The following is a 13,302-nucleotide window of genomic DNA, read 5'->3' as shown; positions in this document are numbered from 1 at the left end:
AAACCCCGCATTGCGGGGTTTTTTTTCGTCTTGAATTTATCCGAGCATTCAAAGCCAGACGCAACCGAAGGCCCTCCCTCAGCCCCGTTTACTTGGGCTCTTTACCGAGAATCGCCTTCAGGTCTTCTTTCAACGACGACATCTGGTTCGCATACTTCTCTTTGCGTTCAGCATCCTCGATAAGCTGCACCACGGTTTCCGACAGCGTAACGCCGCGGCGGCGTGCTAAAGCAGCCAGGCGTTGCCAAACCAAAAACTCCAAATCGATAGATTTTTTACGCGTATGCTGGTGTTCTGCGTTAAAATGACGTTTGCGGCGGGCGCGGATCGTTTGCTTCATCCGGTTATCCAGTTCCGGATTCATATGGGCGGCAATCCATGCAAGTACCTTTACCGGCTCATTTTCCAGCTTCAGCAGCTCGTTAACCGCTTCCTGAGCAGCGCTGTTTTCAATGTAGCGGGTAATGAGTTCCCCTTCCCGGTGCTTCTTCACCAGGTACTTCCATTTCCAACCGCTCTCCAGATTTTCCAGTTGCTGATATTTCATCTTGAGCTCTTCAGTGACCGCGTAACTTCAACTAAGCATAACAGCTTTGCGCCGAATTTCCCCGGCAATTAAGCCGTCTTTTAGACTGTTTTTTGCACAGTCATCGCGCGATGTCAAACTCCCTGACGCCAACTGGCACTCCGCATGTATCAAGCCGCCGTTATTCTTGTATAATCGCCCTTTCCCTTTTTAACGATTGCATCTAACACTTTGACCAATAACCGACTTGAATGGCAATCTTTATTGCCGGACGTAACGCCTTATCAGGCGATATTTGATACCGCCGCTCAGTTGGCACCCGTGCCCTTTTCCGCCATTCAGCCTCGGCTGGAAAATGCCCTGACGCTATTTTGCCACCCCCAATCGCCGCCGCGCTTTATGCTGTTGAAAGCGCAAGAAACGCGCGAGTACCTGGAGCTGATCGCTAACGCCGTCAAGCCGCTGCTGACGAAAAATACCGCATTCCGCGGCAGCCACTATGTCATTCAGGATGGCCAGGTCAGCGTAGCACCGGCCAGCCGTGGCGATGAACCTTTCGCCGCCGGCGGCGCTTGCGTGTTCCAGGATTGGATTGAACCCGAGCAGCTGTTTGGCTGCGTGCGGATTCACAATGGTGACATCACCCTGCAGCCAGGCCTGGTGCACCAGGCCAACGGCGGCATTCTGATCCTGTCGGCCCGGGCCCTGCTGGCCCAGCCGTTGCTATGGCTGCGGCTGAAGCAAATGATCGGCCAGCGCCAGTTCCATTGGGTTTCACCCGACGAAACCCGCCCGCTGCCGGTAGCCATTCCGCCAATGCCGCTGGATCTGCGTCTGATCGTCGTCGGCGACCGCCACGGCCTGGCCGATTTCCACGATATCGAGCCGGAGCTGAGTGAACAAGCGGTCTACGGTGAATATGAAGACGACCTGCAGCTGACCGAAGTTGGTGATATGGCGCAGTGGTGCGGCTACGTCAACGGCGTGATCGCCGAGCGGCAATTGCCGATGCTGGCGGCCGACGCCTGGTCGCCGCTGATAGTCCAGGCGGTGCGTTACAGTGGCGACCAGGGCATCCTGCCGCTCTCGCCGGTTTGGCTTGGTCAGCAGCTGTCCGAAGCCGCTCTGTATGCCGAAGAGGATCGCATTACCGCCAAAGCGTTTGAAGCGGCGTTGAATGCCCGCGAATGGCGTGAAAGCTATCTGGCCGAGCGTATGCAGGATGAGATCGAACTGGGCCAGATCCTGATTGAGACCGAGGGTGAAGTCGTCGGACAGATCAACGGGCTGTCAGTTCTGGATTATCCCGGTCATCCGCGCAGCTTCGGCGAACCATCGCGCATCAGCTGCGTTGTGCACCTCGGCGACGGCGAGTTTACTGACGTCGAGCGCAAAGCCGAACTGGGCGGCAACCTGCACGCGAAAGGCATGATGATCATGCAGGCGTTCCTGATCGCCGAGCTGGATCTGGATCAGCAACTGCCCTTCTCCGCCTCGATCGTCTTTGAACAATCTTACGGTGAAGTGGACGGCGACAGCGCCTCGCTGGCTGAGCTGTGCGCATTGGTCAGCGCCCTGTCTCAGCAGCCGATCACTCAACAGATCGCCGTCACCGGCTCCGTCGACCAATTCGGCAACGTACAGCCGATAGGCGGCGTTAACGAAAAGGTCGAAGGTTTCTTCGAGGTTTGTTTGCGTCGCGGTCTGACGGGCAAACAGGGCGTCGTATTGCCCGTGACCAACGTGCGCCACCTGTGTCTGCGTCAAGATATCGTCGATGCGGTGCGCGAGGGGCAGTTCCATCTGTGGGCAGTCGAAAGTGCGGCGGAAGCCTTGCCTTTGCTCACGGGTTGCCTCTACTCTGACGAACAACAGCCGAATCTGTTGGCGGCCATTCAGGAACGGATTGCGCAGGTCAGCCTGCAGGAACGCCGCCGTCCGTGGCCGCTGCGCTGGCTCAACTGGTTCAACCACGGCTGATCGGACTTGTTCAGCGTACACGTGTTAGCTAACCTGCGTCCTTCATTAAAATAAGGCTTACTGAGAACATGGTAGATAAACGCGATTCCTATACGAAAGAAGACCTCGAAGCATCCGGCCGTGGCGAGCTGTTCGGCGCCGGTGGCCCACCGTTGCCGGCAGGTAACATGTTGATGATGGACCGCGTGGTCAAGATGACCGAAGACGGCGGCACTCACAACAAAGGTTATGTGGAAGCGGAACTGGATATTAATCCGGACCTATGGTTCTTCGGTTGCCACTTTATCGGCGATCCGGTCATGCCAGGCTGCCTGGGCCTGGACGCGATGTGGCAGTTGGTCGGCTTCTACCTCGGCTGGCTGGGCGGCGAAGGCAAAGGCCGCGCGCTGGGCGTCGGTGAAGTCAAGTTCACCGGCCAGGTGCTGCCAACCGCGAAGAAAGTGACCTATCGCATTAATTTCAAGCGCGTCATCACCCGCAAGTTAATCATGGGCGTCGCCGATGGCGAAGTGCTGGTTGACGGTGAAGTGATCTACACCGCCACCGATCTGAAAGTGGGCCTGTTCAAGGATACCGCAGCGTTCTAATCGCGCTGAAGAGAAGGCGGCCACCGCCTTCTCTTTTCAAGCCAATCGGCGGATTATCACTTTCGCCTTCAGTGCCTGAGTATCCCAAGTCTCACGGCCTGCTTTACCCCCTGACTCCGCTATCTCTGCCCTATTCCTATCTGATGCGGCCAAATCAACAGCGGCTCAAACGCGCCCCTTATTACCGCCCTGACGGTTTTTTTCCTCCTGCTGTTTGCTTGCCTTTCAAGATCGCCTAATATGTCTACCTAGTAACTACAATAAATGTACTTACAAAGGAATCAAATGCAAAAAACCCGTTTTAGCGATGCGCCTTGCCCGGTTGCGCGCTCATTGGATCTCGTCGGAGAATGGTGGAGCATTCTGATTCTGCGCGACGCCTTTCAGGGGCTCTCCCGATTCGACGAATTCCAGCAGAGCCTGGGGATGTCGCCAACTCTGCTGGCCCGACGGCTGAAGGATTTGGTCGCCCACGGCATTCTGCATAAGGAACGCTATCAAACGCGGCCGGCGCGCTATCAGTATCTGCTCACCGAGCGCGGCAACGATTTTCTCCCCGTGCTGGCTGCCCTCTCGCAATGGGGTAATCGCCATCTGACCGACGGTGACATCAGCGCCCAATTGGTCGACAGCCGTTCCGATCAACCGATCGAGGTACAGTTGATCAATCACGACACTCAGCAACCGGTGCCGCAACGGTTTATTACGTTGGCGCCAGGGCCGGCGGCCAGTGACGGCATACATCAGCGCGCCGAGTTGATGCGGCGCCGGCGCCTCGAAAATTTCCCAGAATTGACCAAGGAGACATCATGAACCATCGTCGTATCGTCATTACCGGCATGGGCGCCGTTTCACCGCTAGGGTGCGGCGTAGAGACCATCTGGCAGCGTTTGTTAAACGGAGAATCCGGTATTCGTCCTCTGCCTGAAGAGATCGTGGCAGAGCTGCCGGTCAAGGTGGGAGGACAGGTTCCCGAGCTGGCGCAAGATGCCGAGGCGGGATTCAACGCCGACGCCTCCGTCGCCCCCAAGGACCAAAAGAAGATGGATCGCTTTATCCTGTTTGCTATCGCGGCAGCCGACGAAGCCATTCGTCAGGCCGGCTGGATAGCCGATACGGAGGAAAAACAGGAGCGCACCGCCACCGTCATTGCCTCGGGCATTGGTGGTTTCCCGGCGATTGCCCAGGCGGTACGCACCACGGACAGCCGAGGCGCCAAGCGCCTGTCGCCGTTCACCATCCCCTCTTTCCTCGTCAACCTGGCGGCCGGGCATGTGTCAATCAAGCACCGCTTCAAAGGCCCGATTGGCGCCCCGGTCACCGCCTGCGCGGCCGGCGTGCAGGCCATTGGCGATGCGGTGCGTCTGATCCGCAATGATGAGGCCGATATTGCACTATGCGGCGGTACCGAGGCCGCGATAGATACCGTCAGCCTGGGCGGCTTCGCCGCCGCGCGCGCCATGTCCACTGCACCGGCCGAATTGGCGCGCCAGGCCTCCCGGCCCTTCGACAGCGCCCGGGACGGGTTTGTCATGGGGGAAGGCGCCGGCATGCTGGTAATTGAAACGCTGGAACATGCGCTGGCGCGCGGCGCCACGCCGCTCGCGGAAATCGTCGGTTATGGCACCAGCGCCGATGCCTACCACATGACCTCCGGCGCTGAAGACGGCAACGGCGCCTATCGGGCGATGAAAATCGCGTTGAAGCAAGCGAACGTCGCTCCCGAGGAGGTTCAGCACTTAAACGCGCACGCAACCTCGACCCCCGTCGGCGATTTGGGCGAAATCAACGCCATCAAGCATTTGTTTGGCAGCGCCGGGACTGTCGCCGTGACCTCGACAAAATCAGCGACCGGGCACCTGCTTGGCGCCGCTGGCGGGCTGGAAACCATCTTTACCGCCCTGGCCCTGCGCGATCAGATAGCCCCCGCGACGCTGAATCTGGATAACCCCGATCCGGCGGCCGCAGGTCTGCACCTGGTCGCGAAACAGGCGGAGTCGATGAACATGACCTACGCCTTATCAAACGGCTTCGGATTTGGCGGCGTGAATGCGAGTATTTTGCTGAAACGCTGGCGGGATGAATAAACGCTGAAACAAAAACCTCCGCCAAAGGGCGGAGGTTATTCCTTTTATTTGACAGGGAGCCGCTTAAGCGGTCACAGCCCTGTCTTCCATGGCTTCTCGCCAACCTCCCAGCCATTGAGACCGGGCGTCCACTGATGATTGGTAGGGACAATGTTCCCTGGAACGCCCTAAAATACCTGCCTGATACCCTCTCGAATGCGCCCTTTCCAGACGATCGCGTTTCTGTCTCTTCATGCCTCGTTTCCCTCATTTTGGTCTGGTGGAAAGAAAACAATGGCTGCTTTTTGCGCAGCCACGAGTAATCAATAGCGCTAAAAGAGCAGAAGATCAATGCGCAAAATTCACGCCAATGTCATATTTGTGAGCTACACACGCGGAAAAGGCTAAGTGGCTGATCTGCAGGGAAAGGATTTAACTGTTTGAAATGAAATAAAAATCCCTGCCGATGAGAAAAAAAGACTTTTCACGCCGACAGGGATTAGATGATTTTAGACCAAATTATGACTAAATGCCGCCCATCTGTGTTGCGATAGCCTGAGCCTCCTGCTGCCAGCCCTGCGCCAGGGTGCGCACCAGGGCGTCATAACCGTCCTCACCCTGTTTCAGCTCCAGGCTGAACGGCCGTTTGATCAAACGCCCCTGGCGGTTCAGCACCCACTCGCCGCGAATGATCGCTTTACCGTCAAAGCGGCCGTGGAAACCGCTGATGGTCACGTTCAGCACATCCTGATCGCTGCTCATCGGCTGCGAAGAGACCACCCAACCCGGCAGCGCGCTGCTCAGGTTGGTGACCAGCGTTTGCTGCAGCTGCTGGTCGAGCGGGCTGGCCCACAGGTTATTTTGGGCTATCACATACTGGACGTCGTTGGTCTGATACACCACGCCGCTCTGCGCCAGATAATCCGCCACGCTCACGTGCTCCAGCCACAGCTGACGCGTGGAGGCGCCGCTGCTGCTGACCGCCGCCGGCGCGCCCAGCGCCGGCAACTGATAGTAGGTCTTCTGTGGTGAACTGCTGCAGGCGCTGAGCAACAGCGCCAGGGCTACCGGGATCCATTTCATCATTTAGTGGCCTTCTTCGGCTGAGGGTCATTGCTGCCGGCGGCTTCAAACACCAGCGCGTTGCTCTTCTCATTCAGGGTGCGCAGCACCGGCTGCAGCTCACGCAACACCTGGTCGAGGCGCTGCATGTCGCCCACCATCTTGTTGTAAGCCGGTGAGCCAGGCTGGAACCCTTTCATGCTGCGGTTCAGCTCCAGCAGCGTTTTCTGCATATCCTGCGGCAGCGCCTGCATCTCTTTGCTGGCGATGATGTCGTTCAGCGACTTCATGGTCTGCTGCGTCGACTTCATGGTTTTCTGGCTTTCCGCCAGCGTTTTGGTCGCTTCGTTGATCATCGGATTGATCGGCATCGCGTTGATCTTGTCCAGTGTCTGCATCAGCTTCTGCTGGATCTGCGCCAAACCGCCGCTGGTGGTCGGCATCAGCGGATAACCGAAGACCTCACGCGGCCCTTTCCACGCCTTCTCCTGCGGATAGAAGTCGAGATCGATATACAGCGAACCGGTCAGCAGGTTAGCGGACTTCATCGAAGCGCGCATGCCGCGGGACTCGGCGTCTTTCAAGTGGCCTTCGATATCGAAGTTGCCGCCCAGCTGTTTCTGGAAACGATCCGGCTCGATACGGATCAGCACCGGAATGCGGTAATCGTTATCCAGACGCTGCGCCATGCCCTCTTTATAGAACGGCACCTGCGCCACCGTGCCCAAACGGATGCCACGGAACTCGACCGGCGCACCCGGCTGCAGGCCGCGTACCGAATCGGAGAAGAACAGCAGGTAGTCTTTATGCACGGTATACAGCGAATCCTGCGTGCTGCGCTGGTTGTCGAACAGCTGGTATTCCGCCTTCTCTTTCGCCTGCTCACCGCGATCCCAGCCGTCCGGCACATCGAAGCTGACACCGCCACTGAACAGCGTGGTCAACGACCCCATCTCCACCCGCATGCCCTGCGCCGACATGTCGAACGCCACGCCGCTGTCTTTCCAGAAGCGCACGTTGGTGGTAACCAGTTGGTCATAAGGCGCGGTGATGAACAGCTGATAGCGCATGGCGCGCTCTTTAGGATCGAAGTAACTGGTCTCCACCGACCCGACGCGATAGCCGCGGAACAGCACCGGATCGCCGGCGTTAAGCTGGCCCGATTTTTCGCTGTCCAGCACGATGCGCAGCCCTTTGGCGTCCGGGGATGCCAGCGGCGGCGCATCGAACAGCTGATAATTGTCTTTGCCGTCTTTACCCTTGCTGCCCGGCTGCAGTTCGATATAGGCGCCGGAGAGCAGCGTACCCAAGCCGGAGACGCCTTCACGGCCGATCTGCGGCTTCACCACCCAAAAGGCAGAGTCCTGGCGCAGCAATTTCTCCATGCCAGAATTAAGGCGCGCCTGCACCATCACCTTGCTCAGGTCATCGCTCAGCGTGACGGTTTCCACCACGCCGACGTCAACGCTGCGGCTTTTGATTTTGGTTTTACCCGCTTCCAGCCCTTCCGCCGTCGTAGTGACCAGCGTCACCACCGGCCCCTGATGGCTGAAGTGGTAAAACAGGATCCAGGCGCCGATCAGCGCGGTCACGATGGGAATGATCCACACCGGCGACCAGCGTTTGATCTTCTCAACGTCCGCGACGCTATGATTATTTTCCGTCACCTTGCGGCTCCTTGTTGATTGTTTCACTTGCGCGATCCCAGGTCAGCCGGGGATCAAATGTCATGGCGGCGAACATGGTGAGGATCACCACCAGCGCGAACAGCACGGCGCCCGTCGCGGGATAAATGCTCATCAACTGCCCCATTCGCACCAGCGCCGACAATACGGCGATCACAAACACGTCGATCATTGACCAGCGGCCAACGAATTCGACCACTTCATAAATCAGATGCATGCGCTCACTGTCGGCACGCGGCTTCTTCCTGCCGTTGGCGTCCCAGCACAGCCAGCCGATCGCCAGCATTTTCAGCGACGGCACCATGATACTGGCGATGAAAATCACCATCGCCACCGGGTAAGAACCGTCTCCCCACAGCAGGATCACCCCCGCCATGATGGTGGAGTTCATCTTGTTGCCCAGCGCCTCGGTCACCATGATCGGCATCAGGTTGGCTGGAATATACAGCATGATGGAGGTTACGAGCAGCGCCAGCGTCCATTGCAGGCTGTGGCGGCGGCGCACATAGCCCTTGGTGTGGCAGCGCGGGCAGCGCACCTGACTGGCCGGCAGGATCGCCGTGCAGCAGGCGCAGGAGCGCACGCCCTGGCGCATGCCGGTGCGCCCCACCGTCAGCGGGCGATCGAGACGCGGCGCCGGCTCGATGTCCTGCCACAGCCAGCGCCGATCCACGCACTGGAAGGCGCGTACCTGCAGCAGACAGAACAGGCAATACGGCACGAAGCTGCTGCCAATGCCAATATCGCCGTAGGCCATCAGCTTGACGAAGCTGACCAGCACCCCGGCGAGGAAAATCTCCACCATGCACCAGGTCTTGAACTGGAACAGCACCCTGGCCATCCACTCTTTAAGCCCCAGCGGCAGTCGCACTTTGGCGCACAGCAGGATGATCGCCACCATGCAGAACGCCGGGATCAGCTGCACGAACACCATAAACAGCGTGGCCATGCTGGCGTAGTCTTCCGCCACCATGACTTCCGGAATTTGAATCAGTCGGATCTCGTTGCCGAGGCCGGCGACGCGCATGTTGATAAACGGGAAAATGTTGGCCAACACCAACATGAACAACGCGCTGAGCGCGTAACCGATCGGCCGCTTGCGCGGCTCGTCCCAGCGGGCGCTGAGCGTGGTTTTGCAGCGCGGGCATACCGCTTTGCTGCCATAGGCCAGCGGCGGCAGCGCCACCAGCATGTCGCATTGCGGGCACAGTATCAGGTTATCCTGCTGCTGCGCCGCCGGTGCGGAATGACTATGCTGCTGATGATTGTTGTGGGAACACACCATATTCCTCCTCAATAACGTTGCTCACCGGCACGTCGATACCGCCCGCAGCAGCGCGCGGGCGGTATCGCAACGGTCAGCCGTTTTTCATCGCTTCCAGCTCTTCCCAGCGGGCGAAGGCCTGCTCCAGCGCCTGCTCGGCGTTAGCCAGCGCCGTCAGCACCTCCTGCGTTTCGCTGTGCGGCCGCGTGAAGAAGTCGGCGTCGCTCATCTGCGCCTGCAGCGCTTCGATTTCCGCCTCCAGCTGTTCGAGCCGCTGCGGCAGCTGTTCCAGTTCGCGCAGCAGGTTGTAGCTCAGCTTGGCCGCCGCCTTCTTCGGCTGTTCGGCCTTCTTCTCCGCCGCCGGTTTGCTCGCGCTCGGCGCCGCCTGGCGAATCGGTTTCGCCGTGGCGCGCTGGTGATGCGCATCGTAGTAGCCGCCGACGAAGGCGTTGATCACGCCATTACCTTCGAAGATCCAGCACTCGGTCACCGAGTTGTCGACGAACTGACGATCGTGACTGACCAGCAACACGGTGCCCTGATAGCCGTCGATCAGCTCTTCCAGCAGCTCCAGCGTTTCGACGTCGAGATCGTTGGTTGGTTCATCGAGGATCAGCAGATTGCTCGGTTTCAGAAACAGCTTAGCCAACAGCAGACGGTTACGCTCACCGCCCGACAACGCCTTCACCGGCGTCATCGCGCGTTTCGGGTGGAACAGGAAGTCCTGCAGATAACCCAAGACGTGACGAGGGCGGCCGTTGACCATCACTTCCTGCTTGCCTTCCGCCAGGTTGTCCATCACCGTGCGCTCCGGATCGAGATCGGCGCGGTGCTGGTCGAAATAAGCCACTTCCAGCTTGGTGCCGCAGTGCACACGGCCGCTGTCGGCTTTCAATTGACCGAGCATCAGTTTCAGCAGCGTGGTTTTACCGCAGCCGTTAGGCCCCACCAGCGCAATCTTGTCGCCGCGTTGCACCTGGGCGGAGAAACCACGCACCAGCACTTTCTCGCCGACCTGATAATTGACGTCTTCCAGCTCGAACACGATTTTGCCGGAGCGGGTCGCCTCTTCCACCTGCATCTTGGCGGTGCCCATCACTTCACGGCGCTCTGAACGCTCGACGCGCAGCGCCTTCAGCGCGCGCACGCGGCCTTCGTTGCGGGTACGGCGCGCCTTGATGCCCTGACGGATCCAGACCTCTTCCTGCGCCAGCTTGCGGTCGAACTCGGCGTTTTGCAGCTCTTCCACCCGCAGCGCTTCTTCTTTGCTCTGCAGATACAGATCGTAGTTGCCCGGCCAGGAGACCAGCTTGCCGCGATCCAGATCGACGATGCGCGTCGCCATGTTGCGGATAAACGAACGGTCGTGCGAGATGAAGACGATGCTGCCGTCGAACTCTTTCAGGAAGCCTTCCAGCCAGTCGATGGTTTCGATATCCAGGTGGTTGGTCGGTTCGTCGAGCAGCAGCACGCGCGGTGAGCTCACCAGCGCGCGGCCCAGCGCAGCTTTACGCAGCCAGCCGCCGGACAGCGAAGACAGTTCGGCGTCGCCGTTCAGCCCCAGCTGCAGCAGCACTTCGCTGATGCGGCTGTCGAGCTGCCACAGCCCCTGGTGATCGAGGATCTCCATGATTTGCGCCATGCGCGCCAGGTTTTTCTCGCTCGGGTCGCTTTCCACCAGGTGCGAGATCGCGTGATACGCCTTCAGGTGTTCCGCCTGCTCCGCGACGCCTTCCGCCACGAAATCGAACACGCTGCCGCCGATATTGCGCGGCGGATCCTGTTGCAAGCGCGCCACGATCAGATCCTGTTCGTAGATCACCCGGCCGTCGTCCAGCGGGATCTCTTTGCCGAGGATCTTCAGCAGCGTGGATTTACCGGCGCCGTTACGCCCGACCAGACACACGCGCTCGTTGTCTTCGATATGAATTTCGGTGTTGTCTAAAAGCGGCGCATCGCTGAAAGAGAGCCAGGCGCCGGACATGCTGATTAACGACATAGTAATTATTTTCCTTCGCCGGCGTGAGTCACCAGCCAGCAGTTGTGGATCTGACGGTTACGGGCAAAATCCTGCGACAGCGTCTTGGCGGTGATCTCTTTCGCCTCCAGACCCAACGCGCTCAGCCCTGCCATATCCATTTGGAAACCGCGCTTGTTGTTCGAGAACATGATGGTCCCGTTGCGGCGCAGCAACCGTTTCAAATCTTTCATCAGCGCCAGATGATCGCGCTGCACGTCAAAGGTGTTCTCCATCCGCTTGGAGTTAGAGAACGTCGGCGGATCGATGAAGATCACGTCGAACTGTTCGTCGGCGTTGCTCAGCCAAGACAGGCAGTCGGCCTGGATCAGCCGATGCTGGCGGCCGGTCAGGCCGTTGGCGCGCAGGTTCTTCTCCGCCCATTCCAGATAGGTGCGCGACATGTCCACCGTGGTGGTGCTGCGCGCGCCGCCCAGCCCGGCGTGCACGCTGGCGGTGCCGGTATAGGCAAACAGGTTGAGGAAGTCTTTGCCGTTGCTCATCTCGCCCAGCATGCGGCGCGCGATGCGGTGATCGAGGAACAGGCCGGTATCGAGATAGTCGGTCAGGTTGACCCACAGCTTGGCGTTATACTCTTCCACCAACAGGAACTCGCCCTTTTGCGCCAGTTTCTCGTACTGGTTTTTGCCCTTCTGCCGCTCGCGGGTTTTCAGGATCAGCTGATTCGACGGCAATTCCAGCACCGCCAGCGTCGCGTTGATCACATCGAACAGGCGCTGACGCGCTTTTTGCGCATCGACGGTTTTCGGCGGCGCATACTCCTGCACGACCACCTTGCTGCCGTAGCGATCCACCGCAACGTTGTATTCTGGCAGATCGGCGTCGTACAAGCGGTAGCATTCAATGCCTTGCTGCTTCGCCCACTTGTCGAGCTTCTTCAAGTTCTTGCGCAGACGGTTGGCGAAATCTTCCGCCACCTGCACGCCGCCGGTAGCGGCGCCGGCCGGGTTTGCCGCCAGCTGATAGTTTTTCTGCACGCACTCCAGCGGGCCGTTCTTCGCCTTGAACTGGCGCTCGGCGCGCAGCTGCAGGCAGCTCAACAGCTCCGGCGAAGCGCTGAACAATGACAGCTGCCAGCCGCCAAAGGCGCTTTTCATCACGCGACCCAGCATGTTGTGCAGCGCGATCAATGCCGGTTCGCTTTCCAGACGTTCGCCGTACGGCGGGTTGCTGATCACGGTGCCGTGCGGGCCTTCCGGCAGTGGATTGGTCAAGCGCGCCACGTCACCGACGTTGAAGGTGATCAGCTCGGCGACGCCGGCGCGGCGGGCGTTGCCGCGCGCCATTTCAATCACCCGGCGATCGATATCGGACCCGAAGAAGCGAGAAGTGGTTTCCTGCAGGCCACGGCGCGCGCGCACCTGCGCTTCGGTGGTGACTTCACGCCACAGGTCGGCGTCGTGACCGTTCCAGGCGCTGAAGCCCCAGTGTTGGCGGTGCAGGCCCGGCGCACGATCGGCGGCGATCATTGCCGCTTCGATCAACAGCGTGCCGGAGCCACACATCGGATCGAGCATCGGCGTGCCCGGCTGCCAACCGGAACGCAGCACGATGGCGGCCGCCAGGTTTTCCTTCAGCGGCGCCTGGCCGGTAAGATCGCGATAGCCGCGCTGGTGCAGGCCTTCGCCGCTCAGATCGAGGGCCACGCTGGCCATATCGCGTTGCAGGAAGACGTTAACCCGAATATCCGGCTGCTGCTTGGCGACCGTCGGGCGTTGGTCCAGTTTACGGGTGAAGCTGTCGACGATGGCGTCTTTCACCTTCAGCGCGCCATACTGGCTGTTGCGGATCTCTTCGTTCACGCCGCTGAAATGCACGGCAAAGGTTTTATCCACGCCAAAAATGCTCGGCCAGTCGATCGCCTGCACCCCGAGGTACAGATCCAGGTCGCTGTGCACGCGGAATTCGTTCAGCGGCAACAGAATGCGCGAAGCCAGGCGGCTCCAGAGCAGGCTTTGGTACAGAAGACGATCGTCACCCTGAAAATGTACCCCACCCTGCACCACTTTGCAGTCGTGAGCGCCAAGCGCTTCCAGCTCGCTTTTTAACAGTTCTTCCAATCCACGCGCCGTGCTGGCAAACAGAGAGTTCATA

General features: G+C 59.4%; 11 protein-coding genes. 4 read left to right on the top strand and 7 right to left on the bottom strand.

Going from position 1 to position 13,302, the window contains the following annotated elements; all coding sequences use genetic code 11:
• Positions 1 to 88 precede the first annotated feature (88 nt).
• Positions 89 to 547 carry a macrodomain Ter protein MatP gene (matP, locus tag AAIE04_RS04580; protein ID WP_019454505.1) on the bottom strand — a complete coding sequence of 153 codons (459 nt, stop codon included), beginning with the start codon at positions 545 to 547 and terminating at the stop codon, positions 89 to 91.
• Between the two features lie 210 nt (positions 548 to 757).
• Between matP and AAIE04_RS04575 the strand changes: the two genes are divergently transcribed.
• The 4 genes from AAIE04_RS04575 to fabF all read left to right on the top strand — a co-directional run bounded on the left by AAIE04_RS04575 (position 758) and on the right by fabF (position 5,180).
• Positions 758 to 2,506, top strand: a complete 1,749-nt coding sequence (locus AAIE04_RS04575; protein ID WP_498576573.1) for an AAA family ATPase — start codon at positions 758 to 760, stop codon at positions 2,504 to 2,506.
• Positions 2,507 to 2,574: 68 nt separating this feature from the next.
• The gene (fabA, locus tag AAIE04_RS04570; protein ID WP_019454507.1) at positions 2,575 to 3,093 is read left to right on the top strand and encodes a bifunctional 3-hydroxydecanoyl-ACP dehydratase/trans-2-decenoyl-ACP isomerase; all 519 of its coding nucleotides are present in this window, start codon (positions 2,575 to 2,577) and stop codon (positions 3,091 to 3,093) included.
• Positions 3,094 to 3,378: 285 nt separating this feature from the next.
• The gene (locus AAIE04_RS04565) at positions 3,379 to 3,906 is read left to right on the top strand and encodes a winged helix-turn-helix transcriptional regulator (RefSeq protein WP_198635452.1); all 528 of its coding nucleotides are present in this window, start codon (positions 3,379 to 3,381) and stop codon (positions 3,904 to 3,906) included.
• A complete protein-coding gene (gene fabF, locus AAIE04_RS04560) occupies positions 3,903 to 5,180 on the top strand; it encodes a beta-ketoacyl-ACP synthase II (protein ID WP_198635453.1) in 1,278 nt (425 codons plus the stop codon). The genes AAIE04_RS04565 and fabF overlap by 4 nt, the downstream gene beginning before the upstream one ends.
• Before the next feature lie 63 nt (positions 5,181 to 5,243).
• On the opposite strand, the gene rmf is transcribed toward fabF, so the two are convergent.
• The 6 genes from rmf to rlmKL form a co-directional block, all read right to left on the bottom strand.
• Positions 5,244 to 5,414, bottom strand: a complete 171-nt coding sequence (gene rmf, locus AAIE04_RS04555) for a ribosome modulation factor (RefSeq protein WP_004928150.1) — start codon at positions 5,412 to 5,414, stop codon at positions 5,244 to 5,246.
• 270 nt (positions 5,415 to 5,684) lie between these two features.
• Positions 5,685 to 6,245: a membrane integrity-associated transporter subunit PqiC gene (pqiC, locus tag AAIE04_RS04550; protein WP_019454510.1), complete on the bottom strand. Its 561-nt coding sequence runs from the start codon at positions 6,243 to 6,245 to the stop codon at positions 5,685 to 5,687.
• Positions 6,242 to 7,888, bottom strand: a complete 1,647-nt coding sequence (pqiB, locus tag AAIE04_RS04545; protein ID WP_498576572.1) for an intermembrane transport protein PqiB — start codon at positions 7,886 to 7,888, stop codon at positions 6,242 to 6,244. The genes pqiC and pqiB overlap by 4 nt, the downstream gene beginning before the upstream one ends.
• A complete protein-coding gene (pqiA, locus tag AAIE04_RS04540) occupies positions 7,875 to 9,191 on the bottom strand; it encodes a membrane integrity-associated transporter subunit PqiA (RefSeq protein WP_019454512.1) in 1,317 nt (438 codons plus the stop codon). Before pqiA ends, pqiB begins: the two co-directional genes overlap by 14 nt.
• Positions 9,192 to 9,264: 73 nt before the next feature.
• Positions 9,265 to 11,169, bottom strand: a complete 1,905-nt coding sequence (locus tag AAIE04_RS04535) for an ABC transporter ATP-binding protein (RefSeq protein ID WP_046686785.1) — start codon at positions 11,167 to 11,169, stop codon at positions 9,265 to 9,267.
• Positions 11,170 to 11,174: 5 nt separating this feature from the next.
• Complete coding sequence (rlmKL, locus tag AAIE04_RS04530) at positions 11,175 to 13,301, bottom strand: bifunctional 23S rRNA (guanine(2069)-N(7))-methyltransferase RlmK/23S rRNA (guanine(2445)-N(2))-methyltransferase RlmL (protein ID WP_197667436.1); 2,127 nt, start codon at positions 13,299 to 13,301, stop codon at positions 11,175 to 11,177.
• Between the last annotated feature and the right edge of the window lies 1 nt (position 13,302).

The sequence above is a fragment of the Serratia sp. Ae19-1 genome (assembly GCF_059801225.1).
This window is presented reverse-complemented; position numbering and strand designations above follow the sequence as displayed.